The following is a 25,407-nucleotide window of genomic DNA, read 5'->3' on the forward strand; positions in this document are numbered from 1 at the left end:
AAATCATAAAGGTTACTTGTTGATAATTCAAGTGAGAATCATTAGCATTTGAGTGTGTCATATTTTTGCAGTGTAAAGGCGCCGTTTTACATTGCAAATCTTAATGAGATTAATTATCATTTGCAAAGTATACCCCCAGCCAATTCCAGTGTGTTAGTAGCCCGGGTCTAGTTGCAAATCGACGGAAGATAAACATGGATTGGATGGTATTTTTAACCGAGCACTTGGATCACATGGTGCTGGGTGTTTTGGGCTTGATGAGTTTTTTAATGGTTGCGTTTAGTCTTGAACGTTACTTCTACTACAAGCGTGTGAAGCTGGGGCAATTTCAGCATATCGAGTTACTGCAAAGTGACTTAACTAATAATCTCACCATGATTTCAAGCATCGCCGCAAATGCCCCTTATGTTGGTTTGTTAGGCACTGTTATCGGCATACTGCTCACGTTTAACGCGATGGGCCAGGGCGATATTGATGTGAATAAAATCATGGTCGGTTTGGCTATGGCACTTAAAGCTACGGCGGCAGGCTTGTTGGTCGCTATCCCTGCGATTTTGTTTTACAACGGCCTTATGCGCCGTGTTGATGTGTTGACGGCACAGTGGAGAGCTGAGCAGAAAACATCAGGGCTGAATCATGAAGCGCTTTGATCAAATTAATATGATTCCTTTTATCGATATTATGTTGGTGTTGTTGGCTATAGTGCTGACGACGGCCAGCTTTGTATCGACTGGATTGATTGAGGTAGATCTTCCTAAGGCAGGTGAGGTGAGTGAAGCACCACGTAACGAAAAGCCTGTCGAGATTTCGATTGATGCTGAGAATCAGTTGTATTTTGCTAAAGAGAAATTACTGATTGATGAATTAGGTACTCGGTTAGACCCGTTGCCTAAAGATCAGTTTATTGTTTTGCGTGTGGATAAGGTGGCGGTTTTTGAGCACTTTATTGCATTACTGGATGAGTTGAAGTCTAGGAAGTTTACTAACCTTTCTATTCAAACAGAGCAGGGTGCAGAGAGATGAATAAGTTTCTTGGCTTTTTAGTTTCGGGCGTTCTTCATGGTTTATTAGTTTGGCTGTATTTTCCGATGTCCGCCGAGAAGGCTCCTGAGATTAAACCGCCAGAACTGATGCCTTTAGAGTTGGCGATGTTTGTTGACCAAACTGAGCCTGTAGTAGAGTCTGAGGCCGTAGTCGAGCCAGAACCTATTCCAGAGCCTGTAGTAGAGCCGGAACCTACTCCAGAGCCAGAGCCTGTAGTTGAGCCGGAACCAATTCCAGAGCCAGCGCCTGAGCCTGTAGTTGAGCCAGAACCTACTCCTGAGCCTGCGCCTGCGCCTGTAGTTGAGCCAGAACCTACTCCTGAGCCCGAGCCTGTAGTAGAACCTGAGCCGACTCCAGCACCAGAACCTCAGCCTAATGTTGCGCAACAAAGAGCTGATGCTGCGCAGCAAAAAGCGCAAGTGGCTTGGCTAAAAGCACAGGAGAGAAAGAAACTTGAAGAGCAGAAACTTATAGCAAAGCGTCGGCAAGAGTGGGAGCAGCTGCAGCGTCAGAAAAAAGAGCAGGCACTGATAGCTAAGCGCCGATTAGAGTTGCAAAAGCAGCAGTTAATCAAGCAGCAGCAAGAGAAAAAAATATCTGACCAACGTCGCAGAGAGTGGCAAGAAAAGAAACGATTTGAGACCGAGCAACTCGCCGCTAAGAAGCGTGCGGAAGTTTGGGAAAAGCAGCAACAGGTAAAGCGTGACCAACTCGCAGCCAAAAAACGAGCTGGAGAGTGGGAAGCCAAGCAACGTCAGTTAAAAGCAACAGCTTTAGCTGAGAAGCGAAAAAAAGAGTGGGATGCTAAGCAGCAACAAATTAGACAAAAGCAAATAGCGGATCAAAAGCGTAAGGAATGGAATGATAAGCAAAAGCAGATTAAACAACAGCAGCTAGCAGATCAAAAACGTAAGCAGTGGGAAAATCAGCAGCGTCAGAAGGTAGCCGCTGAGCAAAATAAGCAGCGCCAATTGGCTGCTCAAAGGCAGCGTCAAGCAGTTGCAGCGAGAGCTGAAGCGCAGGCTTCTCAAGCAGCAGCCCAAGCAAGAGCACGTGCGGCCCAAACACAGAGAGTTGTTGCTAAAGCAGCCCCTAGTAAGCCAAAAGCGGCAGCTGGGCCAGCTTCTGAGGGTGTGCCTTTGATTACAAAACCTAATTACCGTTCACGTTCTGCACTAAAGTACCCACGTATAGCACGTCGTCGAGGTATAGAAGGAACTGTAATCGTGAGGGCAAATGTGAATGCTGTCGGTGGCGTAATGCGTGTGGTTGTCTATCGCTCATCAGGTAATGAGTCGTTAGATCGTTCGGCGCTAAGCTCGGTTAAAAACTGGATATTTGTACCTGCAAAACGTAATGGAAAGAATATCCCATCCATTGTTCAATTGCCGGTGCAGTTTCGCTTGAAGTAATTAATATATCTGGCAGTCACCTTTCAGAGGTAACTGCCAGATGTTGCATAACTAAATTAGTCAGTCACAGAGTGACGTACTAACAACGTACCTGATGGCGCAGTACCATCTTCCCCGTAGTAACCAAGCAGCTGAAGTTTGAAGTGGTTTTCGCCGTCTTTCACAATATATGTTGCATAGTTTGGCCACATTTTATGACCCCCAGCAATATTGTACTCAAAGCCGCCGTAGCTACCTGGGTTATCAAACGCGCTGCTTGAACCATCTTGATACCAGTTGTAGATATCGCCACCATCAGTATAAGAGTCAAGGTTATCGACATCTGAAGCGGAGGAGTTCTCAATAGCCGCACCGCTATCATCTTGTGCATAGATATAAGCGACCGCGGCATCACCTGAGCCTGATGCGCCACCATTTACTTGAATCACAGTGTCACGACCAGAGGTTGTGGTGCTTAAATCCCAGTCATCATTTTCGGTCACGATAGTATTCGTATCGAGATCCCAATAGGTTTTACCGTCAGATGAAACACTCAGTGCAGGTGAGTCCATTACCGCATCAAAGCCTGTGCCATTCCATAGTTCTGACTGAAGTACGATGTTTAGTGTGTGGTTGGTTGAGTCATAGTTGTACTCTGAAACCTTTACACGCGCGTAGTTATCGGCTGTTGATGAGCGAATAATCCAGCCATTCGAGATCGAAGTACTAGCCGTGTAGGTTGCTGAGTCTAACCACTCATCTTCAGTGATACGTGTTTCTAATGAATCGGTTTGGTAGTCCTCTTCCACACAGTAGGTGCTGTTAACCGCATCAAAGTCAGCCAAGGTGTTTTCAGCAGAATAACTTTCAAAAACACTTTGTACAGCAGCGCCATCGACATACATGTCATCGTAAGTATGAGCTACGCAGGCAGAGACTTCACCATCACCAGAGCTACCGCCGTTGGCTTGTATAGCATATCGGCGCAATGCGACTTGCCAATTGCCATCCGTTGCGAGTTCACCTGTCGATAAATCAACGTTTACCCAATCGCTGTAGCCTGACGCATCATACGTCGTGCTGGAGGTTGTTTCACGCTCAGCCGTTTCTTCTTCCTTGTCTGAGTCAGAGCTGCCGCCACATGCTGCAAGTGTCAGTGCTAATAGGCTTACCGAGCACATATTGAGTAGATTTTTACCCTTCGATATTTTCATTTTAACTCTCTCTTTATAATATAAATTGTCGCTACTGTTAGTTTTTGAAGCGAATCCCTGTGTAAATAAAGCGGCCTTTTTCTGGTCTGAAATCAGAGCCCGCATTATTAATGTCCTTATGTTCGTTCAAGATATTGTCGATACCGACAAACCATGTTTTGCCTTTGCTAAAGTTTTTATTAAGCTTCAAATCGATACTTCCCCATGCCGGAGACTCTCTCTCATTGGCGTCATCTACGTATTCTTCTGACTGCCAGCTGGCAAATAGCGACACGTCAGTGTCGAGTCGCGGAAGGTGCCAATCGAGCTCTGCTTTAACTTCATGCTCGGGGCGTCGCGTCAGTTGTTTGTTGGTATTGGTGTTTTTCGCATCAAGGTAGTTGTAGGAGCCTTTGATCTTGAGATTGTTTGTGACAGGAACGGTTAGCGCCATCTCCACCCCTTGTAGTCGGGCTTCATCTACATTGGCATAGCGGTACATCGCGACGCCTTCTTCATAGCCAGATAGGGTAGTTGCGATTAGGTCTTCAACATTGTTGTGAAATAGGTTGATGTCATAGCCGAGGCCGTCGTTTCGATAGAAGTCGACACCTGCTTGATAGGTCAATGAGGTTTCAGGAGTGACACTAGGATCACCGAGTACCATGTAGCCCAGAGCACTGTGGTCAAATACGTAATGGCGCTCTTTTAAGTTAGGCGTTCGATAACCCGCACCGATGCCAACTCTAAACTTCATATCCCAATTGTCATTGAGCTGAGTGTCGTACATCGCATTGACCTTTGGCGCAGAGTGGAAGCCAAAGTCAGAGTCTTGTTGGAGGCGAATGCCGGGAAGGATTTCTAGATTATCGCCAATAAAGAAATCATCTTGAAGATAGAGGTCATAATTCGTTCTAGTCGTGTGTGGTACTTCAACAATGTATTCCGTTTCAGTCGCTGAGCGCTTAGTCTGATGTTGTTCTAAGCCAGCCTGATAGGCAGAGAAACCAGCGGTTAGCAGGTGGTTTTTACCAACGGGAAAGTCATACTGAAGATCTAACGTGGTGTACTCTAGTTCACCGTTGCGCTCCTGATCCACGCGGTCAGTTGAGACGGTATCTTGAGAGGTGTCATCTTTAAATATTTCATGTGCGATATGGCCCGATAGACGTCGCTTGTTAGTCATCGTTTTTTGAAAAGAAATGGTATTGTTAATGCGTGTTGCTAGCTCTGTTTTTTCGTTGAGAATATCGCCATAACCGGGTGCAAAGGTGGAGAAGTTTCTCGATAGATCTTCACGGTAAAAACTGGGCGTGTATTGGATCCAGTTATCTTTACTAAAGTCCTTGCGGAAGGTGCCATCCACATTTACTTTGTTGCCAGAGTCACCGTCAAAATCCCACTCATCAGGTTGTAGGTCGATACCTTGAGTATCTCTGATCGATGCTGAGACCTTACCGATCACCCCTCCAGCTAGCAGACCTCCTAATTCAAACGAACCATGTACGTCGTTGATTGGGCTATCACCCGCGTTAAACTCGTCATAAGTACCTGCATCTAGCGTGACTTTATACTTACGTGCTTTACCGGGTTTATTGGTAATGATGTTTACAACACCGCCCATGGCAGCGCTACTATGAAGTGCGGATACCGCGCCTTTAACGACTTCAATACGATCAATGTTTAATGTGCCTATTTGCGTCACATCTACAGTCGACCCCGTTGAGGCGGAGACGGGTCTTCCATCAATCAGGATGAGAACACGATCACCGCTCATTCCTTGAATCCAAAGCTCATAACCCGACTTACCGTGAATCTTTTTCAGCGATAAACCTGGGATGTTTTTTATCGACTCCCCAAGGTCACGGGCATGTTTCTTTTCAATGTCGGCTTGCGTTACGACCTCTGTTTTAACGGGGACGTCTTGTAACCGTTTTGGTGTTTTTGTACCTGTAATGACGATGGTGTCTAACAAAGAGACGGGTTCATTTGCATGACTAGTCAATGGCAGGGTAATGACCATGAGCGCTAACAAGTGTATTCGGGGATTCATGATGTCGCCGGAGGAGAGTATGAAAGATGGTAATGCTAATAATAATGATTCTCAAATGCAAGTGTTTTTGAGAATCATTACTATTTAGATTGTTTTACGCTGATTTATTCACCGTTTAAGGTGTGATGGTCTTCTTGGAGAAAATAAAGCGCACCGCACGACTTATTGCGGCGGGAATGACAGAGCCGTGATTTTCACCAGTAATCAACGCAAATTTGCTGTTGATGCTTGGTTGCTCATCCAGCCAATGTGCGTATTCACGTGCGTTATCAACCAACTTTGCGGCTTTTAATCGCTTTATTGAAGGATGCGGAAAGTCAGGGTCATCTTTTTGCTCATATTCCCCGACAGTAATAAGCGTTCGTGGTGTGCTTTGTAACTGTGTGCTTAATTGGCCTCGAAGACTCGGTAAGGTGAGTAACTTGTTTTCAAACCAAATGGATGGGCTAGCTGCAATATAAGTATCAAATAAGCTTGGTTTTTTGATCAATGAGTAGAGGACAAAAAGCCCACCAAAAGAGTGGCCAAAAATGCTTTCCTGCTGCTGGTTTATCTTGAAGCGCTTATTGATGTGAGGCTTTAGGTCATCTTTTATAAACCGTAAAAAATCCTCAGCACCACCCGTTCCTACCATTGCATTAGGCGTTGAGCCTAGTCGTGGCGTTAAATCCAAAGCGCGCTCTTTTTTTCTTTCTTTATTATTGTTATAGCCTATGCCAACGATGAGAGAGCCGTCTTGTTTATTGCGATTCTCCATCATGCGTGCGGCCTCAACCATTGTGGCAAACATGATGTTGGCATCAAGTATGTAGATGACGGGCCAACCTTCTTTGGGAGCAGGGTGACTTGGCCAAGCGGTAAATATTTTGTATTCACGTTCTGTGTCACTAGCGATGAGTAGTTGTGTGTCAGTATTGTTTAGCACAGCGTCCGCTTGGCAGAGTGGAGAAATGAATAAGGCAGAAAAAGTAACGATGATTAGCTTGCTGAATTTCTTTAACTTAAACATAAGAGGTTTTTCCATTAGTTCTGTGAGTTACCTTCTTGAAGGTGAGATAAGAAAGTCGCGCCGGTATATTCACGTCGAAACCAACCCTGATTGGCTAAGGCTGGCATGAGTTGTTGGCAAACTAAGTTAAAGCACTCTTCACTACCACCCGGTAGTGCGATAAAACCATCAATAGCGCCAGCTTCTGCCCACTCGATAATGCAGCGCAGCGCATCGTCTACTGTTCCCACGATTTGCCAATGCCCTGAGGCTGACACTTCGGAGCGATTGAGTAGCGCTTTTAGTGTCATGGTTTCGCGGTGTACTAAGCGACGGACTAACAGGCTGTGGCTTTTGCTGCGGACACTTCCCATCTCTCCCATCATTGACGCGGAAATGAGATCATCGTCACTGACGTTAGTAAGGTTTAGCCCTAGTGAGGTGCTAATAAAAGCGCGTTGGCGTTCGCGCATTTTGTCAGTGCGCGTGGCTTGGTAAAGTGCTTGGGCTTGTTCGTGAGTGGGCGCGAGATAAAGGTTTAGCCCAGGTAAAATGCGAATGTCATTTGGGTTTCGCCCCATCGCTGTTGCACGTTCTCTTAACTCACTGCGCAATGTTTTTGCTGAGTTTTTATCAGGTGTTGCAGCGAAGCTGCCAGCGGCGATTTTTGCTGCGAAGGCTTTACCTTTGTCTGAGGCGCCAGCTTGAAAAAAAGGAATATCGCCAGCAGGGTGACTAGGTAAGGATAAAGGGCCTTTGGTTGAAAGGTGTTTACCGTGGTAGTTAGCGGGTTGAATCAGTGACGGGTCAGCATACTGCCCTTGTTCTCGGTCTTGTTTTAGCGCTTCACTTGGGAAGCTATGCCATAGCTGTTGAACGGCTGCGGTAAACTCATCCGCTCGTGCATAACGGGTGTCGGTATCAGGCATGTTAGGCAGGCCGAAGTTTTCATGACCTTCTAAACCAGTGACCACATTCCAACCCGCGCGGCCTTTACTGATGTAGTGTAATGACTGTAATTGGCGAGCGACGATGTAAGGCTCGTAAAAGGTTGTAGAGGCAGTGGTTAACAGCCCGATTGAGTGCGTGCTATGGGCAATGGCTGTTAACAAGAGTGTGGGGTCTAACCCACTAAAACCAGCTGAGTGTGCCAGTACTGTTGGATCGAGGTACAAAGAGTCTGGGCAAAAGACAAAGTCCATTTTTGCCTGTTCTGCTTTGTTAGCTAGTTCAATGTAGTAATCGATATTGAAAATATCTTCGACGCGGCTGTCATTCCGTCGCCAAGCGTTTCCAGAAAGCCATGTAGTGGCCAGAGACATGCCTACGCATAGTTGCCTAGTTTTTGTGTTCATGATTGATTGGACTAATTGTTGGGTTTGCACGGGGAAGGTGCTATCCAAGTGACTACCGCACCTCTTGTGAGTCAATACGGTAGCCATTTGGTGTATTGCAGAGGGTTATCAGAACGAGTAAGTCACTGATAAGCCAGCACTGCGTGGAGCTAGGATATCGGAGTAACCATCAGGATAAAAAGTGCTTGATGCACCTTGGCTAACAATGCCTTGTACGTCCGTGACGTTGTTGACGAAAGCGGCTATATCGAAGTCCCGTACTTTATATTGCAGCTTTAAGTTTGTATAACCATAACCACCGGCAATAGTGTCTTCTGAGTTAGAGAGGTCACTGTAGTACTCATCAATATAGTTATAATTCAAACCAATGTTGAGCTTTTCGGTCATTGCATACTTTAGGTCGACATTGGCAGTAAATGCCGGAGCCATATTGAGCTCATTGCCATTAACATCTGCATAAGTGTCGCCAGCGTCTTTGATGTCGGTTTTGAGTAAACCAAGGCCACCATTTACGGTTAGTTTAGGTGATACTTTGGCAATGGCCTCTATCTCAGCGCCATAAGAAACGGCTTTGTCCATATTCACAATACGGCGAGAAGAGTTTACGGCTTGATAGCCATCGTAGTCGTTATAGAACAGGTTGCTATTCACTTGGTACTTGCCACCCGCGTAGTCACTACGCACACTGACTTCATACGTGTTGACTCTTTCTTCGTCGTAATAGTAGTAGTCATCACTTAAATCAAGCGCGCCACCTGCTGAGTTGTAACCTTGTCTAGCACTAAACCCAAGCGTGGTTTGATCAGAGACATAATACTGCAACGCGATTTTTGGCAGCGTGATTGTCTTGCTCTCATCAAGCGAATAGGTGACGTCACGGAAGGTGAAGTTTCGGTCTTGAGACTCACGTTCGAGACGTAAGCCAGCTGTAATAGTGAAGCGGTCGTTAAGGTCATAGTTAACCTCACCAAAAGCGGCTTTAGAGCTGCTTTCATCATCACCGTTATATATAGAGGAGCCAGCACTAACAAACTCTTGCTCACGTTTTGAGTAAGCTAAACCAACAATACCATTAAGTCGCTGACCACCTTCTCCAAAGCTGAGCTTACCCTCAAGTGTTTTGTCATTTTCATCAAAGTCTAATTGCTGTTCTGACGCTGCGGTGGCTGTGTAGCTGTCAAAACCCCACTCGTAGTCGGTGTTAGCGGCTAGTATTTCAAAAGACGTGTGGTCACTTATTTGAAAGCTGGACTTTAAAGTGGTTGTGTCTGATTTTGTTGTCATGTCGCGGAAATAAATACGATTATATGACCATGGGTCTTCACCTGAGTAGAAAATTCTTCCCGTATCACCACGCTCATCGGCGCTTGAGTGTGATAGCAATACATCGACTTTTTCGTTAGGCGTCCACAGTAACTTTCCACGAATACGTTGTGAATTCAGTTCGTTTAGATCGTAATCTGCTGCGTTATCCGCATAACCTTGTTCGCTGGTGACTGTCTGTCCGTCAGTGTTTTGCATAGAAAGGCGAAACGCTAACTTGTCTTTAATAAGTGGGCCAGACACAACCGCTGACGCATTTTTGTATTCTTCTTGATTGCGCAAGCCCAACCTGACTGCACCTTCCCAGTCAACGGTCGGGTCTTTACTTTTTAAGTTGATGGATCCACCAATGCTGCTTCGACCATTAGTAGTTGATTGAGGGCCACGAAACACTTCGATTTGTTCAAAGTCCCACAGGTCAGAGTCACCGGTCCAATCCGCAACAAATGGTTCTGCTACCCCATCAATTAATAGGGATACACGAGGCTTTGCACCTCCTGTGATTGAGTTAAATCCACCCGCTGCACCATCACCCGAAATGCCCCGTATGCTCGGCGTATTACCTGACGTTGTAACAACGTTTGGAATCGTATCAATCGCGTCGGTAATGGTTTGGTTTTCAGTGGTTGCAAGCGCATCTTCGGTAATGACCGAGACCGATGACGTTGTGTCTTTTAGAGATCGCTCAATCTTTTCGCCACTTACAATAATGCTATCGAGCACAGTGACGTTATTGGGATTGCTACCTTCTGCAAAAGCATTAGCCGATAGTAGTGAGACACCTAAGACGATATTTAATGCTAGCACTAAACGTTTAACGGGTAGGTGGTCTGCTGGATAGGGGTTTTTAGAGTGAGCAGCCATTGCATTTTCTCCATGCAGTTGGATTTTAGGTTAAATGCAAACATAAATGATAGTGATTCTCGTTTGCAGTAATTTACGTGTTGGCTGTAAGATACATCAAGCAGTTTTGTTTAGAGTTAATGAGTGGTTTGCTAAATCGTCAAATCACTATCCCGAATCGCCAAGTTTAAAAAACTACAAATGTGTGCCACGACTATGAATGCCCAAGTAATCGATATAGAAGAAGACACCGCACCTTTTTGTGCGCCCATTGGAAAGGGGCTGAGTTATAACTCTTCGGAAAAAGAGATAAAAGCGTTGCTATCGGGTCATGTTTCTTTCGATTGTATTCAGGAGGGGCTACGGGTGCACTTTGGCGAGTTTACTGAGCTAGAGGCAAGAACGATAGAAGGCAAGATGCAACCTGGGCTAAGCTTCAATTTAGTCTTTGAAGGGCAGGCCATTTTTTCACTGGCAGATAAGTACTACCAAATTGGTAGTGATAGTGCGGATGTTGAATATTCGTTGTTTGCAGTGAGCAAAGTTGAAAACTTTAAACGCTTATTACGACCGGGTATGAAGATTAAGAAACTAAATATTTTTGTTGAAAAGAAATGGTTTGAAACACGTAGCCAGACTGATAAACAGAAGCAGCAAATCGATACGCTATTTAGTCAACACGCGGTTGTGCATGCGTGTAAAGCACCAAAGCAAATGCTGGATATCGCGAGCAACTTAATGCAAGTCAGTGCCCAGTCCAGTTTAGGCGGACAAATGCTGACAGAAGCTTATGTGTTACAAATACTATCTATGTTGATAGAGCAAAACTCGCTTAAGGTGCTGTCAGATTCGTCATTGGGTCAGCAGGTGAGTCAGCTGATCTGGGAGGAAAGTAAAGGCAGTACGCTCACGTTACAAGAAATAGCTGATCATATAGGGGTGAGTATTAGCACCTTGCAACGACGTTTTAAGCAGCAGGTTGGTACAACGGTAATAGAGTTCTGTCGAAGTGAGCGCTTAGAGAAAGCGAGATATGCCTTGGTGAGTGATCATTTAACGATCGGAGAAGTGGCTTACTTGTCGGGGTATCAGCATGTTTCTAACTTTATATCCGCCTTTACCAAGCAATACGATATATCGCCAGGGCAGTATGTTAAGGAGCAAGGTTAAAATTGGCAGCCACCATTTCAAGCGTGATAACTGCCAATTTAAGTCTAAGCTAACAACGATTAGAACTTGTAGTTAACCGATAAACGAACGTCACGTCCTGCTTCGTTCGCGCCAGCGATAGACTCCCATCCAGCAATATCTCCGTAGTCACCTACGCTAGAGTGATCACGGTAGTTTTCATCAAATAGGTTTTGTACTGCGAAGTTCACTGAAAGATTCTTGTATCGGTTTGGTGTCCAACGTAGGTAAACATCATGTACGTTATAGCCTTTTTTATCGATAAACTGAGTTTCATCGATCCAGCCAGCAGCAACATCGTCATAAAGTACTTCAATATCATTTAATGACTTCACATGCGCAAAATTCCACCCCAGTTGGAACTGGCTAGAAAATTCATAAGTCGCTTTAACATTGAATGTGTCGCCACGTACATTACCGATAGCGCTATGCTCGTAGCCTTCAACCACATTGCCATTTAGGGTAGGGTCGTTGTGACTGAAGCTTGCCGCTAGTTCTAGCTTACCGAAGTCATAAGAAGCACCAAGCTCGAAACCATCGCTTTCAAGGTTTCCGATGTTTTCATAAGTGCCTCCCCAGCCATTAACCGCATGGATGACATCCTTTACTTCTGATTGATAAACAGAGGCTGTTAGGTTTAGTTTACCCGTATTGTATTCAAGGCCAATTTCGGTATTTGTTACCTTCTCTGCTCGAAGATCTTCGCCTAGCGTAAACCCGTCAACCGTAAAAGAGTCACTAATCTCTTTACCACGCATTGCTTTAGCATGACCAACTTTAACGGTTAGCTTGTCGTTGATATCGTAACTCAAACCAATATTAGGGCTGACAGCATCACTTTTAGCACTGTCATCAAGGTCTGTCTGGTCAAGCTTATAGTCATCAAAGCGTAACCCATAACTGACTAATAGTTTGTCCGATAACTGCCAGTGGTCTTGAGCATAAGCACCAAACACAGTGCCTTTTTCTTTAAATGTTTCACCGTTATCAGAAGAAGCGCCTGCTGTGACGATGTCCTTTCGGTAATCTATTCCGTAGGTAACTGTGTGGTTTCCTAGATGACTTTTATTTTTAAGGTCAAGCCCCGTTGATTGAGTGTGGCCTTCATACTCGCCGAATCTGCCATTGTTCCATAGGCTGTTGTTTGTGCGATAAACCGTTGTTTCTAAATTGAATAAGTCACTTGCCGTGTACTTGTGGTTTACTGTAAATGTGGTGCGGTCTCTCTCCATAGGATAAAGCGCGTCGCCTTCACTCACAAACCAGTTTGGTTTAGAGCTAAATTCTCCAGACTCTTCTCGCTTCTCAGCACTGATAGATAGCTCTTGCTTGTCTGAAATATCCGCATTCACTTTAACAAAGGCAAGATTTTGCTTTGAGTTTGTTGCAAGAATTTCATCACCATTACCGTCAGTCATGTTGTCACGGTTAGTTTTGCTGAATGAGCCAATCACACCGACGTTGTCATTCACTTTACCGTACAGTGACACATTGCCTTTTTCACCCTCGTTACTAAAAGCGCTGCCTTTGATTAAACCGCCAAACTTTTTACCAGTCTCTAAAAGGTCTTCCACATCTTTAGTTTCAAAACGGATAGCACCACCAATTGCACCTGCACCACTGGTTGCTTCACCAGCACCTGCTTGTACTTCCACAGACTTGAGAAGCTCAGGCTCTATTTGTATGCGCCCAATATGGTGAAACAATGTTCCTGTCTGTGGAGCGCCATCAACTGATACGTTGAGCATGGTATCTTCCATGCCGCGAACATAAACTTTTTGCGCGATACCGACAGAGCCACCGACCGACACAGAAGGGACGTGGCGGAAAATATCTTCTAAGTCATTTGCTTGATAGTTATCAAGCTCTTCAGGTGTGACTTCTGTGTTGGTGGTTTCCCCAACAACGACGATAGTGTCAAATGTAGTGACTTCTTCAGCGCTGGCATGTGTCGTCATCAGCGCTAATGAAATGCTGGCAGCCAATAGGGTTGTTTTACCTAAGGTACTTTTTTTGGTATTAACCATAATTAATTCTCTTCAAAACAGTAGTTGTTGCAAGTGATTATTATTTCGCTTTATGGTAATTTAGTCAGATAAGTAAATTCTTCAAAAAATACAGTTAAAATCGTCAAAGTGTTGTGCGTAATCGTCACGCTTTTTGGTAATAGGCAAAGATGGTTAATTTAAAAACACCCCTACAAATACTGGCCGTCGATACGTGTCAGAAACTTCAAGGCGACGCAACTTTCACCATGGATACATCCCCCACAAATGAAGGTAGTTTTACCTATCAAAGTAACTTTGATGGTTTGTCTGTGCATTACTGTGATGTGGTGGAGTCTAAGCCGCTCACGATAACCGAGCAGTTACCCGCAGGCTTAAGTATTGATCTTATACTTAACGGTGGAATATCTTTTGAGCTGGAAAATCAGCAATATACGTTGAAGAGTGACCCGTCTGACTTAGCGTGCTCTGTTTGTGTTTTTTCTCGACCATCATCGTTTAAACTTTATCTTCAGCAAGACTTGCGCATAAAAAAGGTCAATATATTTGCTGAGTTGTCATGGTTTAAAAAGCGCTTTGCTAACCAAGTGCAGCTGTCATTGTTAAACCAGTTATTTACGACACATGCTCAAGTAGGGGGCTTGGTTGTTTCTTCTGAGATGCTCTCCGTCATTTCAGCGTTAGCAGCCATTGCAGCTAAACAAGATGTTAGGCAAGACACCGTATTAAAAGAAAAAGCGATACAGTTCCTAGCGCTTTGCGTTCAACAGTTTTTGAGTACTGACTGTGGTGTATTTTCTAACAAGCCAACTCAGTCATCTTCAAGTAGCTTAAGCGAGCAGGTGAGTCAGCTGATTGCGAATGAATCAGCGGGTCAGGCGGTATCACTTCAAGATATTGCAAACCATGTAAACTTGAGTATCAGTACCTTACAGCGTCGTTTCAAGTCGGTATTTGGTATGACGGTCATCGAATATGCTCGCACAGAGCGCTTAGAGAAAGCGAAGCGAGCATTAGTTGATGAGGGCTTGAGTATCGGTGAAGCAGCTTACTTATCCGGCTACCAACACGCTTCCAGTTTTGTTTCAGCGTTTACTAAGCACTTTGATATTTCACCATCACGCTATAAAAACACGCAGAAGTTAGTGCCTTAGTATCAGGTTTGGTCTGTCCAAGTCACGGTGACTTCTTTCAGTTCTCCGTACTTGATGATGTGAGAACCAATCACATCTTTAACGATTTCTAAGTCATCGCTACTGTTTGCAGCACATACAAAGTTCATCTCCTCGCCTGCGGCTGACATGGTGCAAATGCCCATTTCAAAGCGAATAATGATTTCATTTTCTTCAAAATCGACCGGTATTTTGCGGGCGAAGTGCTTGCCTAGTGAGTTGATGTAGCGTTGTGATTTTTCTGCGGAAACTTGTGTGTTTGATAAGTATTTCATAGGTTCATTGAGTCGTTTTGTATAGTGAATAAAGGTTATAGAGCTGTTGTCGCTTTGTATATGATAATGCGAATTATTCTTGTTTTTCTTAGCATTTACATAATACACTACCCTGATATTTAGACTCAAATTTAATTTTAAACGCGAGTTTATGGCCTCTTAACTTATTAATTTATATTGAATAATTATGATTAATTATGCTCGACTAAAAGCAGCTGCTCTGTCTTTAATGATATTTTCCAGCCCGCTATTCGCAGAAGAAATAAGCGTTGAAACCGCTCGCGGAGCGGTTTCTGTTACAAAAATACCAAAGACGATTGCTGTGTTTGATATTCCCGCTGTTGATACGTTACATGCATTGGGCGTCCCTATCGCAGGTACTGTCGGCAAGATGTATGTCGACTACTTAGATGATGTGACTGACTCAGCGAAAGTGGTGGGTAGTTTGTTTGATCCAGACTTTAAAGCGCTCTCGATCATGCAGCCTGACTTAATCATTGTTGGTGGGCGCTCTTCTACATCGATAGACAAAGTTTCTAAAATAGCACCAGCCATTGATATGACAATTACGGGTGATGCGTTATTAGACCTGACTCGTCAGCGTTTAAAAACCTATGGAGAACTGTTTGATAAAGAAGAAAAGGCAAAAAGTTTGACTGCAGAGTTGGATGAGGCAATAAAAGCAGCCCAAGAGGCCGTTGCCGGCAAAGGGAATGGACTCATCATTATGACCAATGGCGCGAAGCTATCTGCATTTGGAGTGGGTTCTCGTTTTGGATGGATTTACCCTGCGCTGAACTTGCCGGCTTCAACAGATGACATCACAGTGGCGAACCATGGTGACTCCGTGTCTTTTGAGTTTATTCTTCAGCAAAACCCAGACTGGTTGTTGGTTGTGGATCGTGGTCAGGCCATTGGTCAAGAGGGTAATAGCGCCAACCAAACCTTGGATAATGAAATTATTCACAAAACAAAAGCATGGAAAAATAAGCAGATAGTTTATCTAAACAGTGCCGATATTTACATCTCAAGTGGTGGTATTCAGTCACAGCTGAGAACGCTTAAACATATTACAAAGTTGTTTAACAAAGAAAAGTGATTGCCTCATTGAATGTATTACAGCCATATAAGTGTTATATGGCTGTTTTTTTGTTGCTGTTATTTTCATTTGCGAGTTTGTTTGTTGGCGTGATTGAGCTGACGCCTGCAAGTCTATGGAGTGATCCTGAAGCCGCTTGGCTGTTAGCGGCTAGCCGTTTGCCGCGCGTGTTATCGGTATTGTTAACGGGTACTTCACTCGCGATTGCTGGATTAGTGATGCAGGTATTGGTGCAAAACAGGTTTGTTGAACCTGCGACTGCGGGCAGTGGTCAGTCAGCGGTATTGGGCATCATTCTTGTGACGTTATTTATTCCTGGCGCGTCATTGATGACAAAAATGGGCTTAGCAAGCGTCACTGCATTGCTAGGAACGGGATTATTCCTGCTAATCGTTCGACGCTTACCGGTGCAAGAGACCTACTTAGTGCCGCTAGTGGGTATTGTCTATGGCGGTGTCGTGGGTGCGGTTGCTACATGGTTGGCATGGCAAGCAGATCTAATACAGCTCATCGATATTTGGCTAACGGGTGAGTTTTCAGGAATGATCCGTGGACGCTATGACTTCCTTTGGATTGCGGGCGCATTGGCCGTCTTCTCTTACTTTTTAGCAGACCAATTCACCATTGCTAGTTTGGGTGAAGACCAAGCGCGTAACTTGGGTTTGAATTACAACGTAATGATGGCCATCGGATTGGTCTTGGTTTCTATCGTTACAGCGGTGACAGTCGTAACCGTGGGTGTTATTCCGTTTATTGGGCTTATCGTTCCGAATATTGTGAGCCGTTGGCGTGGCGATAATCTCCGTCATTCTCTGCCCTTAGTCGCTTACTCTGGCGCCATGTTGACCTTACTGTGTGATGTGGTCGGTCGTGTTGTTATTTTCCCGTACGAAGTACCCGTCGGTTCGGTGTTTGGGGTGGTTGGTGCATTTATTACACTGTGGCTGCTTTATAGCTCGCCGTCAGCTAAGCGAGCGTGATGGCGTGATTTATCTAAACTTTTTAAAACGATTTCGTGTACTGACGTTAACCGTTTTTGTGATCACTCTGTGTCTTGTCTATTTATGGCAGGGAGCAGATGGAAGCACCCAATTTATTCTGATGTTTAGACTGCCAACCCTGATCGGTTTGATTATTGCAGCCGCTGCGATTGGTGTCTCAACACTGTTATTTCAGACCTTGAGTGGTAATAGGATTTTGACACCATCGTTGATGGGGTTTGATTCTTTATATGTATTGCTCCAGACCAGTATGATTTTCTTCTTTAGCACGTTGGATTACGTCACCTTGTCGGTTCACTGGAAATTTTTTGGTGAGTTGGCGCTGATGACCGTCTTGTCAGTGTTACTTTTTAGTACTTTATTAGTGCGCTTACAGTCTGACTTTTCCCGCATGATACTGACGGGAATTATTTTTGGTGTGCTATTTCGGTCAGTGTCTGGGTTTATGACACGTGTCATGTCACCCAATGAATACGCGGTTGTACAGGCATCCAGCTATGCACGGTTTAGCAATATCAATGAAGCCTTATTAGGGTATGCCTCTGTGATTGTGATAGTTTGCCTAGTGTTGGTTTATCTCATTAGCCGTAAGTTAGATGTGATGGCGCTGGGTCGTGATATGGCCATTGGTTTGGGCGTCAATTACAACATGACCGCTTTTCAAGTGCTCACGATTATTGCTGTAATGGTCGCTACTGCAACCGCATTAGTTGGGCCGGTTGTGTTCTTAGGGTTATTGATTACAAGCTTGGTTTATCGAGTCAGTGCGACTCAACGACATGCGAGTTTATTGCCATTGAGTGTGTTGTTGGGGGTGCTAGTACTGGTCGGTGGGCAAGTCTTGTTAGAGCGTGTGTTACAGATGCAGGTGACGCTGAGTATTGTGATCGAGCTTTGCGGTGGACTAGTCTTTCTTTATCTTATTTTGAGGCAAAAACGATGATCAGGGCAGTCGATTTAACGCTCACAATCAGTGGGCATACCATCTTAAATAAAGTATCGGTTGACGTGCCTAAAAACAAAGTCACGGCATTAATTGGGCCTAACGGAGCAGGGAAGTCGACACTGTTGCACACCATTGCTCGTTTAACTAAGCAAGATAGTGGACAAGTGTTGTTAGATAACCGTTCCATTACCGACTTTGAGAATAAAGAGCTGGCGCGTCACATGTCTATTTTGCGACAGGATAGTGCTATTGGCTCTCGTTTGAAAGTTAGAGATCTCGTTAGCTTTGGTCGTTACCCTCATAACCAAGGTCGCCATAGCGCTAGTGATGATCTAGTGGTTGATAAAGTGCTTGTGGATTTTGAGCTTGATGCATTGGCTGAACGCTTTTTAGATACCCTCTCAGGTGGGCAGCGACAGCGTGCTTTATTGGCAATGAATTTTGCTCAAGATGCGGAGGCAATACTGCTAGATGAGCCACTGAATAACCTTGATTTAAGTCATGCGCGACAACTGATGCATACTGTTAAGCACTATGTGGGTAGGGGAAAGACCTTTGTGGTGGTGCTGCATGATTTGAACTACGCGGCACGCTATGCAGACCACATTATCGCGATGAAGCAGGGTGAAGTGTTTGCCGCTGGAGATACCAGCAGTATTTTTAACGAGGGTCTACTGTCCGACCTATACGAGACACCTATTGAGATCGTAAAAGTGAACGGTTTGCCAATGGCGCTGAGCTATTAATCCTCCACAATGCACATAGGCGTGCCAGACACAGGGTCTTTGTGAACCTGCGCTTTCAAATCAAATACCGCTTGTAACATCTCAGTCGTGAGTACTTCGCTCGGTGTGCCTTGGCAAATCAATACGCCCGCTTTCATCACAATCAAATGGTCACAGTATCGAGCCGCTTGATTAATATCATGCAATACTGTGACGACTGTTTTACCCTGATTATTCAGCGCTCTAAGCGTGTGCATTAGCTCAACTTGATGGTTGATGTCCATGTAAGTGGTGGGCTCATCCAGTAACAAATACGGTGTTTCTTGCGCTAAAATCATGGCTAACCAAACACGCTGGCGTTGACCGCCTGATAACTCACTGACCAACTTGTCAGCCAACTCATCCACGTTGGTTTGCACCATCATCGACTGAACAATAGCTAAGTCAGTTGTACTTAGATTTCCCCAAAAACCAGTGTGTGGGCTACGACCATACGCCACTAAGTCTTTTACTTTAATGCCTTCAGGGATTGGTTGGGTTTGAGGCAGTAATGCCAACTGCGTTGATAGGTGTTTGGCACTCAACTCTTGTAAAGGTTGGTTTTCCCAATAAACATCGCCACTCATGGGCTTTAATATATTGGCAAAGGCTTTGAGTAAGGTCGATTTACCACAGCCATTAGGGCCTAACAGGGCGGTAATTTTTCCATGAGGAACGGTTAACTTAACCGACTGAACAATCGCTGTGCCATGGTAGCCAACGGTTAACGCATCTGTAGAAATAGTCATAAGTTAACGTAGTGAAAAAAGTAGCCAGAGGAAATACGGTGCGCCAATAATCGCAGTCATTAGACCTGCGGGGAGCTCTATCGGAGGGTTGATGGTACGTGCAACCAAGTCAGCAATAACCAGCAGCAAAGCACCCACAAACAAGGTCGCTGGTAACAATACTTGATGGCGTCCGCCTATTAGTCGTCGTGTTAGGTGTGGTGCGATCAAGCCTAGAAAGCCAATCGGTCCACAAATAGCCACACATGAAGCAGTTAAGCCAACGGCTGTTGCAAGGCTAATCAAGCGGATAATATTAGGCTTAGTCCCAAGGCAGACTGCGCTATCATCGCCAAGGTCAATAAGGTTTAAATGCTTAGCTAGTCCAAGCCCTAAGGGAATAAGTAATAGCCACGGTAACAGAGAGGTTAGCTGTGGCCAGCCTCTGCCCCACAAACTACCAGTCAACCAAAGCAGGGCATTATTCACTTCCAATGGTTTAACCAGCAGCACAAAATCAATCGCGCTGCCATAAAGTGCTGCCATTGCCACACCTGTGATAGCCAGCTTGATAGCGCTACTACTTGTGCCGCACAGCAACCACAAAACTATTGCGGCGAGTAGGCCGCCCACTAAGGCAACTTCTGGTAGCCAGTTAGTTGAAGCGTCAGGTAAAAACGTCATATACAGCACTGCGGCCAAGCCAGCACCATGACTCACACCAAGCACATCAGGTGACGCCAGTGGGTTACGAATAACACCTTGTACCAGTGCGCCGGACAGCGCCATCATCGCACCAACGACAATGGCGAGTAATGTTCGCGGGAGACGATATTCATGAATAGTGAAGTAGTGTTCTGAATCTTCAAAGAAACCATTGATCACGTCTAAAAAGGATAGTGAAACAGCGCCAAAACTTAAGCTAGTGAGTGCTAAAAAAACGAGTAGCAGAGTGCTAAACAAAAAGAAGCGTGAAGGGGTAATCATAAGGTGCGCTTTCTAACGAGGTAGATAAAGAATGGTGCCCCAAACAGTGCCAATAAAGCCCCTGCAGGCGTTTCTATTGGGAAGATAATACTGCGGCTAATAATGTCCGATGCAATGATCAAACACGCGCCTAATAACATGGCAATCGGCATAAACTTACGATGGTCATATCCCGATAACATACGTGCAATGTGTGGAATCAATAGCCCTATGAAGCCCATGCTGCCAACGGCTGCTAGAGAGCCGCCGACTAACAATAACACCAACACACTACTGCCTAACTTAGTCCATAACAACGACACACCAAGGTTTTGCGCGTTGTCTTCGCCAAGTTGGAATAGGTTTAAAATAGGTGAGATTAAAACAGCAAAAAATAGGCTGATAATTGTGACGGGGAGTAAGGTGTAAAAGACATCCCAGCTAGCACCTGCAAGGCTACCTGCAAGCCACGCCATTACCGCAGAGGCTTGATCTTCTGCAAGAATGACCATTGCTTTGGTCAGTGCAGCACATAGGGCTGAAATTGCAACACCCGCCAGCACTAAGCGACCATGCTCGCCACCACCTTTCCATGCACTGCCTAACAACATCACTAACAGCCAAGCGACACCGCCACCAACCATTGCGGCCGCGGAGGTGCTAAATAGCCCTAACCAAGGCGTGATAGTGGAGACTGTTGCCATACCCAAAGCCGCACCCGCCTTCACCCCCAATACAGAGGGTGACGCCAGTGGGTTTTGTGTTAGTGCTTGCATAATAGCACCTGCGGTCGCAAGACTAGCCCCCACTAAAATCCCTGTGAGAAGCCGTGGAACACGAATATCCCAAACAATATGATGCGAAATTTTGTCATCATCCATATTGATTAATGCCATCAACGCATCCGTCGGTGTCACTGGCACGGCAGACCATGCAAAGAGACTGACCCACGCTAGGACCAGCAGCAATGAACATAATAACGTGCACTGTGCGGTGTAAGACTGTTTGAGATATTGCATGTATTAAGGCGTGAGTATTTTCACTAGGTCTTTAGCCATTTGCTCTGCGGCCATGATGCCTCTACAGCGCGACCAAGTATTTGGGTCAACGTTGAAGATACGGTTGTTTTTGACAGCCTTGAGCACATTCCAGAGTGGCTCTTTTTCCCAGTCGTTAAGCACATTTGGTTTTGAGTATTCACCAATAATAAGGTAGTCAGGGTTTACCGCTAGTAGCTGCTCAAGACTGACGCGACGAGATGCGCCATCTTTTGCACCTGTTTTTGCATTTTCTAAACCAAGTGCTTTGATAACGCCGCCAGCATAAGCCGCTTCTGGGTGTAATGACAGTAGGTCATGGCGCGCTACACCAAACTGAAATGATCCACCTTTAGGCAGTTTTTCTTTGTAGCTTTGCATAAACTCACGATGCTGAGTGAGTCGTGCCTGCATAGCTTCATGTTTACCGACCACTTTGCCGATGATCGCTGACGCTTTAAGGTTGTCCTCGTAAGTCTCGCGGCGTGAACGAAGAATCAATGTCGGCGCAATCTTTTTCAAGTCTTCGTAGACTGCTTCGTGACGACCAATATCTGCGATAATGAGGTCTGGTTTTAATGACGCGATGACTTCTAGGCTGGGTTGTGAACGCATACCCACAGACTCCCAGTCACCAATGACCTCACGTACCGCAGGGAGTACCCGTGCTTTTTCTTTATCATCCGCAATACCAACAGGGCTAATGCCTACCGCTGCCAATGCATCTGCAAAAGAAAACTCTAAAACGACAATGCGCTTCGGTGTGTATTCTATTGAAAAGGTACCTTTTTCATCCTCTACATCGACAGCAGAAGCGAGTGCGGGAAGTGCGACAATAAGCAAACTTAACCCTAATAGTTTTAATGAACGTAACATAAGAAATCCTGAGGGAAGGGATTGTTAGAAAGTTAGGCTAACCCTAGCTAAACCGCAGCACGCATAAATACGCACTGTGGTAAGGCTGTGTTAGATATTATTTACTTTAGATGGTCAGTATTTTCACTAGATCTTGAGCCATTTGCTCAGCCGCCATGATGCCTCTACAGCGTGACCAAGTATTTGGGTTAACGTATGAAATATGGTCATTTTTGACTGACTTTAAGATCTTCCAAAGAGGCTCTTTTTTCCAATTACTTAACGCATTGGGCTGTGTATATTCACCGACAATAAGGTAGTCAGGGTTTACGCCAAGTAACTGCTCAAGGCTAACAGGTAGGTATGCTTTATCTTTTGCCCCCGTTTTGGCATTCTCTAGTCCCATTGCTTTTATGACGCCAGCGGCATAAGAGTCTTCTGTGTGTAAGTAAAGTAGATCGCTATTTACAACACCAAACTGGAATGACGCAGAGACAGTTAACGTTTGTTTATAGCTTTGCATCAACTCATGGTGTTTAGCTAACCTTGCTTGCATCGCTTCATTTTTATTAACGACTTTGCCAATAATAGCTGCGGCCGCAAGATTGTCCTCGTAAGTTTCCGTACGTGAGCGGAGCATCAATGTCGGCGCAATCTTTTTCAAGTCTTCGTAGACCGCTTCGTGACGACCAATATCCGCAATAATGAGGTCTGGTTTTAATGACGCGATGACTTCTAGGCTTGGTTGTGAGCGCATACCAACCGACGTCCAGTCACCAATGGCTTCACGCACAGCAGGTAACACGCGCGATTTTTCTTTATCATCAGCAATACCAATAGGGCCAAGACCAACCGCTGCTAATGCGTCTGCAAAAGATAACTCTAAAACGACAATGCGCTTGGGTGTGTATTCTATTGAAAAGGTACCTTTTTCATCCTCCACATCGACAGCAGAAGCTAACGATGGGAGGGCGAAAATAAGCACACTTAAACATAAAAGTTTAAATGAACGTAACATAATAAATCCTGAAATGAGTGAGTGCTATTTAGAAATCAATACTTGCAGTGAGTGACAGTTGGAGAGGGTCACCTGCATAAATACGCGAATCATTGGTGCCACCGATATAGTAAGTTTCGTCAGTGATATTGCCAATATTCAACGCGTACTTGGCATTTTTACGCTCATAGTGCAGACCAACGTCGATGACTGTGTAGTCAGGTAGTAACACGCGCTTGCTAGTTTCCTCGTCGGTATAACGCTCACCTTTATAAGTAACACCAGCGCTCGCACCGACGTTTCCGCCAAGGACTGATTTAGGGTAGTTATAACGTCCCCAAGCAAATGCGGCATGTTTGGCTACTGCGCCCGGTACATTGCCTAATGCATCGTCATTGAAGGTATCTGTGACTTCAGCATCGGTGTAGGTGTAGCCTGTTTGTAGCTGCAAATTATCGGTAATTTGGTATTGGAGGTTAGCTTCTAATCCACGACTCTCTATGGTGCCGATCAACTCATCAAAGCCCGTAACATCACTTTCCTCAGCGACATTCGCCTTAGTAATATCAAACAAAGCAAGGTTAAGGTTTAAGCGTTCATTGGCAGAGCTAAACTTAACACCCACTTCAAACTGCTCGCCTTCTTCAGGGGCTAACTGATCACCACTTGCATCAAAGGTAGGAATACTTTGAGGGTTAAACGACTCAGCATAGCTGCCGTATACCGATAGTGAGTCATTCACGCGATATACTGCACCCGCATTAAAACTAGTGTTAGACGAGTCAGCTTCTTCATCTTGAACCGTGTCACTATCTAAGAAAGAAAGGTGGTAATCTCCCTTTTGTATGTCATGGCGAATACCTGCTGTGAGGCTAAGTGCTTCATTAACATAAATCTGATCACTTAAATAAAGCGCCTTACTGTACAGGTTCCAATGACGGAAACTACCAGGGTCATCAGCGAGTATATCCCCCGTGTAAACAGGGTTGTTAATATTGATAAACGCGCCTCTTTCATCAAAAGCTAGGCGGTCAAACTGTCGGTACTCTTTACCTACGGTTAAACCCACAAGAATATTCTGCTCGACAGCGCCATCGATTTTGTAATTTAAGTTGGCATCTAAGGTATGTGCATCACGTTCGTTGTATTGGTGCCTATTGCGACGTCGTAGCGTGCCATCATCGTCACTAACAGCATTGCTTTCGTACAGATCTCTTTCATCAGTATGCTTGACGCTGCGTAGTTTTACATTGGCTGTTAGCTGGTCGTTAAATTTGTGCTTGAGTGATGCTGAGATAGCAGTCCCTTCATCCTTATCAGAGTCACCGGGTTCTTGGTAATAGGTCTCGATAGGTGCGATGGTGTTGATATCATTATTCAGTACAAATAGGCCATTATCCGCTTTTCGGTCTTCCTTTAGGTATTCAGCCTGTACGTCTAGCTGAGTGTTATCGTTTGGCTTGTAGGTCAAGCTAGGGTAAAGGTAGATATTGTCGCTATCGACATGGTTACGAAAACTGTCTTTACTTTCGCCACCTGCAATAAATCGGTATAAGACGGTACCTGAGTTATTAAGCGGGCCTGTTAGATCCAAAGAGGCTTCATAGCCACCTTTTGATTGCTCTGTAAAATACTGGTAGCCAACATCAATGGTACGTTTTGCCTCAGCTTCTGGCTTTTTAGTGACGATATTGACGAGACCACCGGGATCCATTGCACCATAAAGTACTGACGATGGCCCTTTAAGGACTTCAACCCGTTCAATATTGGCAGTAACAGGTGATCCGAATCGAGAGGTGAGGCCGGGTAGACCATCGGTTTGGATATTAGTTAAGTCAGCCGACATACCGCGAATGGTGAACGCATTGGCATTTGTACCTGAGCGGTTGAAGCCTGTGATGTAGTCGTATGAATCTTCTAGCGTGTTAGCTTTCAGGTCTTTTAATAGGGTGTCATTGATGACACTGGTACTGAAAGGCGTATCTAAGTCGCTTGTCTCAGTTTTTAGTGCGGTTTCACGAGACTTCTCGAAGTAAGAGTCTTGTTTGCCGTTGACGAAAACGGTGTCTAATTCAACGACAGCATTCGTTTCAGCAGCGACTATTGTGTGTGATACAACACAGCAGGAGACAATACCTAACAGCGTTAGGTTTGTTTTAATTTTCATGAGGTTAACTTCCAGT

The 25,407-nt window shown here is 45.0% G+C and carries 22 protein-coding genes; 9 read left to right on the forward strand and 13 right to left on the reverse strand.

Annotation, left to right across the window (positions count from 1 at the left end; translation table 11 throughout):
* The first annotated feature begins 194 nt into the window (after positions 1-194).
* The 3 genes from exbB to DKT75_RS12470 are packed head-to-tail and all read left to right on the forward strand — an operon-like array spanning position 195 to position 2,456.
* The gene (exbB, locus tag DKT75_RS12460) at positions 195-650 is read left to right on the forward strand and encodes a TonB-system energizer ExbB (RefSeq protein ID WP_425451403.1); all 456 of its coding nucleotides are present in this window, start codon (positions 195-197) and stop codon (positions 648-650) included.
* Complete coding sequence (locus DKT75_RS12465) at positions 637-1,023, forward strand: biopolymer transporter ExbD (RefSeq protein WP_109823769.1); 387 nt, start codon at positions 637-639, stop codon at positions 1,021-1,023. The genes exbB and DKT75_RS12465 overlap by 14 nt, the downstream gene beginning before the upstream one ends.
* Positions 1,020-2,456, forward strand: coding sequence for an energy transducer TonB (locus tag DKT75_RS12470; protein WP_109823770.1), 1,437 nt, complete (start codon positions 1,020-1,022; stop codon positions 2,454-2,456). Before DKT75_RS12465 ends, DKT75_RS12470 begins: the two co-directional genes overlap by 4 nt.
* Before the next feature lie 56 nt (positions 2,457-2,512).
* Here DKT75_RS12470 and DKT75_RS12475 read toward each other — a convergent pair whose 3' ends face one another.
* From DKT75_RS12475 to DKT75_RS12495, 5 genes are all read right to left on the reverse strand, one after another.
* Positions 2,513-3,649, reverse strand: coding sequence for an HmuY family protein (locus tag DKT75_RS12475; RefSeq protein WP_158278859.1), 1,137 nt, complete (start codon positions 3,647-3,649; stop codon positions 2,513-2,515).
* Between the two features lie 37 nt (positions 3,650-3,686).
* Positions 3,687-5,681, reverse strand: coding sequence for a TonB-dependent receptor plug domain-containing protein (locus tag DKT75_RS12480; RefSeq protein ID WP_109823772.1), 1,995 nt, complete (start codon positions 5,679-5,681; stop codon positions 3,687-3,689).
* A 115-nt stretch (positions 5,682-5,796) separates the two neighbouring features.
* Positions 5,797-6,690 carry an alpha/beta hydrolase gene (locus tag DKT75_RS12485; protein WP_158278860.1) on the reverse strand — a complete coding sequence of 298 codons (894 nt, stop codon included), beginning with the start codon at positions 6,688-6,690 and terminating at the stop codon, positions 5,797-5,799.
* A gap of 14 nt (positions 6,691-6,704) precedes the next feature.
* A complete protein-coding gene (locus tag DKT75_RS12490) occupies positions 6,705-7,991 on the reverse strand; it encodes an NtaA/DmoA family FMN-dependent monooxygenase (protein WP_211665413.1) in 1,287 nt (428 codons plus the stop codon).
* Between the two features lie 141 nt (positions 7,992-8,132).
* The gene (locus DKT75_RS12495) at positions 8,133-10,211 is read right to left on the reverse strand and encodes a TonB-dependent receptor (RefSeq protein ID WP_109823775.1); all 2,079 of its coding nucleotides are present in this window, start codon (positions 10,209-10,211) and stop codon (positions 8,133-8,135) included.
* 195 nt (positions 10,212-10,406) lie between these two features.
* Between DKT75_RS12495 and DKT75_RS12500 the strand changes: the two genes are divergently transcribed.
* Positions 10,407-11,360, forward strand: coding sequence for an AraC family transcriptional regulator (locus tag DKT75_RS12500; protein ID WP_158278861.1), 954 nt, complete (start codon positions 10,407-10,409; stop codon positions 11,358-11,360).
* A 59-nt stretch (positions 11,361-11,419) separates the two neighbouring features.
* Here the strand turns inward: DKT75_RS12500 and DKT75_RS12505 are convergent, their stop codons facing one another.
* Positions 11,420-13,405 carry a TonB-dependent receptor domain-containing protein gene (locus tag DKT75_RS12505; protein ID WP_109823777.1) on the reverse strand — a complete coding sequence of 662 codons (1,986 nt, stop codon included), beginning with the start codon at positions 13,403-13,405 and terminating at the stop codon, positions 11,420-11,422.
* 149 nt (positions 13,406-13,554) lie between these two features.
* On the opposite strand from DKT75_RS12505, the gene DKT75_RS12510 reads away from it, so the two are divergent.
* On the forward strand, positions 13,555-14,538 hold the full coding sequence (locus DKT75_RS12510; protein WP_109823778.1) for a helix-turn-helix domain-containing protein: 984 nt from the start codon (positions 13,555-13,557) through the stop codon (positions 14,536-14,538).
* A gap of 2 nt (positions 14,539-14,540) precedes the next feature.
* Here the strand turns inward: DKT75_RS12510 and DKT75_RS12515 are convergent, their stop codons facing one another.
* The gene (locus DKT75_RS12515) at positions 14,541-14,831 is read right to left on the reverse strand and encodes a DUF2218 domain-containing protein (protein ID WP_109823779.1); all 291 of its coding nucleotides are present in this window, start codon (positions 14,829-14,831) and stop codon (positions 14,541-14,543) included.
* A gap of 187 nt (positions 14,832-15,018) precedes the next feature.
* On the opposite strand from DKT75_RS12515, the gene DKT75_RS12520 reads away from it, so the two are divergent.
* Genes DKT75_RS12520 through DKT75_RS12535 form a run of 4 tightly spaced genes read left to right on the forward strand, consistent with a single transcriptional unit; the run spans position 15,019 to position 18,623 of the window.
* A complete protein-coding gene (locus DKT75_RS12520; RefSeq protein ID WP_109823780.1) occupies positions 15,019-15,930 on the forward strand; it encodes a siderophore ABC transporter substrate-binding protein in 912 nt (303 codons plus the stop codon).
* Positions 15,931-15,968: 38 nt separating this feature from the next.
* A complete protein-coding gene (locus tag DKT75_RS12525; RefSeq protein WP_109823781.1) occupies positions 15,969-16,910 on the forward strand; it encodes an ABC transporter permease in 942 nt (313 codons plus the stop codon).
* Positions 16,855-17,874, forward strand: coding sequence for an iron chelate uptake ABC transporter family permease subunit (locus tag DKT75_RS12530; protein WP_158278862.1), 1,020 nt, complete (start codon positions 16,855-16,857; stop codon positions 17,872-17,874). Before DKT75_RS12525 ends, DKT75_RS12530 begins: the two co-directional genes overlap by 56 nt.
* Complete coding sequence (locus tag DKT75_RS12535; protein ID WP_109823783.1) at positions 17,871-18,623, forward strand: iron ABC transporter ATP-binding protein; 753 nt, start codon at positions 17,871-17,873, stop codon at positions 18,621-18,623. Before DKT75_RS12530 ends, DKT75_RS12535 begins: the two co-directional genes overlap by 4 nt.
* Here the strand turns inward: DKT75_RS12535 and fecE are convergent.
* From fecE to DKT75_RS12565, 6 genes are all read right to left on the reverse strand, one after another.
* The gene (gene fecE / locus DKT75_RS12540) at positions 18,620-19,390 is read right to left on the reverse strand and encodes a Fe(3+) dicitrate ABC transporter ATP-binding protein FecE (RefSeq protein WP_109823784.1); all 771 of its coding nucleotides are present in this window, start codon (positions 19,388-19,390) and stop codon (positions 18,620-18,622) included. The two genes, DKT75_RS12535 and fecE, sit on opposite strands and share 4 nt — an antisense overlap.
* 3 nt (positions 19,391-19,393) lie before the next feature.
* Positions 19,394-20,356, reverse strand: a complete 963-nt coding sequence (fecD, locus tag DKT75_RS12545; protein WP_109823785.1) for a Fe(3+) dicitrate ABC transporter permease subunit FecD — start codon at positions 20,354-20,356, stop codon at positions 19,394-19,396.
* A complete protein-coding gene (locus DKT75_RS12550; protein WP_109823786.1) occupies positions 20,353-21,354 on the reverse strand; it encodes an iron chelate uptake ABC transporter family permease subunit in 1,002 nt (333 codons plus the stop codon). The genes fecD and DKT75_RS12550 overlap by 4 nt, the downstream gene beginning before the upstream one ends.
* A gap of 3 nt (positions 21,355-21,357) precedes the next feature.
* Positions 21,358-22,248: a Fe(3+) dicitrate ABC transporter substrate-binding protein gene (locus DKT75_RS12555; RefSeq protein ID WP_109823787.1), complete on the reverse strand. Its 891-nt coding sequence runs from the start codon at positions 22,246-22,248 to the stop codon at positions 21,358-21,360.
* Positions 22,249-22,354: 106 nt separating this feature from the next.
* A complete protein-coding gene (locus DKT75_RS12560; protein WP_109823788.1) occupies positions 22,355-23,245 on the reverse strand; it encodes a Fe(3+) dicitrate ABC transporter substrate-binding protein in 891 nt (296 codons plus the stop codon).
* Between the two features lie 28 nt (positions 23,246-23,273).
* Entirely contained in the window at positions 23,274-25,391 is a 2,118-nt protein-coding gene (locus DKT75_RS12565; protein ID WP_109823789.1) for a TonB-dependent siderophore receptor, read from the reverse strand.
* Positions 25,392-25,407: the final 16 nt, after the last annotated feature.

This window comes from Leucothrix arctica (assembly GCF_003172895.1).
Lineage (GTDB): Bacteria > Pseudomonadota > Gammaproteobacteria > Thiotrichales > Thiotrichaceae > Leucothrix > Leucothrix arctica.

Excerpts from the sequence above, each read along its gene's own strand:
- DKT75_RS12470 (WP_109823770.1), top strand. The coding sequence starts at position 1,020 with ATGAATAAGTTTCTTGGCTTTTTAGTTTCGGGCGTTCTTCATGGTTTA.
- DKT75_RS12510 (WP_109823778.1), top strand. The coding sequence starts at position 13,555 with ATGGTTAATTTAAAAACACCCCTACAAATACTGGCCGTCGATACGTGT.
- exbB (WP_425451403.1), top strand. The coding sequence starts at position 195 with ATGGATTGGATGGTATTTTTAACCGAGCACTTGGATCACATGGTGCTG.
- DKT75_RS12525 (WP_109823781.1), top strand. The coding sequence starts at position 15,969 with ATGGCTGTTTTTTTGTTGCTGTTATTTTCATTTGCGAGTTTGTTTGTT.
- DKT75_RS12555 (WP_109823787.1), bottom strand. The coding sequence starts at position 22,248 with ATGTTACGTTCATTAAAACTATTAGGGTTAAGTTTGCTTATTGTCGCA.
- DKT75_RS12515 (WP_109823779.1), bottom strand. The coding sequence starts at position 14,831 with ATGAAATACTTATCAAACACACAAGTTTCCGCAGAAAAATCACAACGC.
- DKT75_RS12520 (WP_109823780.1), top strand. The coding sequence starts at position 15,019 with ATGATTAATTATGCTCGACTAAAAGCAGCTGCTCTGTCTTTAATGATA.
- DKT75_RS12490 (WP_211665413.1), bottom strand. The coding sequence starts at position 7,991 with ATGTCTCTGGCCACTACATGGCTTTCTGGAAACGCTTGGCGACGGAAT.
- DKT75_RS12465 (WP_109823769.1), top strand. The coding sequence starts at position 637 with ATGAAGCGCTTTGATCAAATTAATATGATTCCTTTTATCGATATTATG.
- DKT75_RS12535 (WP_109823783.1), top strand. The coding sequence starts at position 17,871 with ATGATCAGGGCAGTCGATTTAACGCTCACAATCAGTGGGCATACCATC.
- DKT75_RS12505 (WP_109823777.1), bottom strand. The coding sequence starts at position 13,405 with ATGGTTAATACCAAAAAAAGTACCTTAGGTAAAACAACCCTATTGGCT.
- DKT75_RS12485 (WP_158278860.1), bottom strand. The coding sequence starts at position 6,690 with ATGTTTAAGTTAAAGAAATTCAGCAAGCTAATCATCGTTACTTTTTCT.
- DKT75_RS12560 (WP_109823788.1), bottom strand. The coding sequence starts at position 23,245 with ATGTTACGTTCATTTAAACTTTTATGTTTAAGTGTGCTTATTTTCGCC.
- DKT75_RS12495 (WP_109823775.1), bottom strand. The coding sequence starts at position 10,211 with ATGGCTGCTCACTCTAAAAACCCCTATCCAGCAGACCACCTACCCGTT.
- DKT75_RS12565 (WP_109823789.1), bottom strand. The coding sequence starts at position 25,391 with ATGAAAATTAAAACAAACCTAACGCTGTTAGGTATTGTCTCCTGCTGT.
- fecD (WP_109823785.1), bottom strand. The coding sequence starts at position 20,356 with ATGATTACCCCTTCACGCTTCTTTTTGTTTAGCACTCTGCTACTCGTT.
- DKT75_RS12480 (WP_109823772.1), bottom strand. The coding sequence starts at position 5,681 with ATGAATCCCCGAATACACTTGTTAGCGCTCATGGTCATTACCCTGCCA.
- fecE (WP_109823784.1), bottom strand. The coding sequence starts at position 19,390 with ATGACTATTTCTACAGATGCGTTAACCGTTGGCTACCATGGCACAGCG.
- DKT75_RS12550 (WP_109823786.1), bottom strand. The coding sequence starts at position 21,354 with ATGCAATATCTCAAACAGTCTTACACCGCACAGTGCACGTTATTATGT.
- DKT75_RS12500 (WP_158278861.1), top strand. The coding sequence starts at position 10,407 with ATGAATGCCCAAGTAATCGATATAGAAGAAGACACCGCACCTTTTTGT.
- DKT75_RS12475 (WP_158278859.1), bottom strand. The coding sequence starts at position 3,649 with ATGAAAATATCGAAGGGTAAAAATCTACTCAATATGTGCTCGGTAAGC.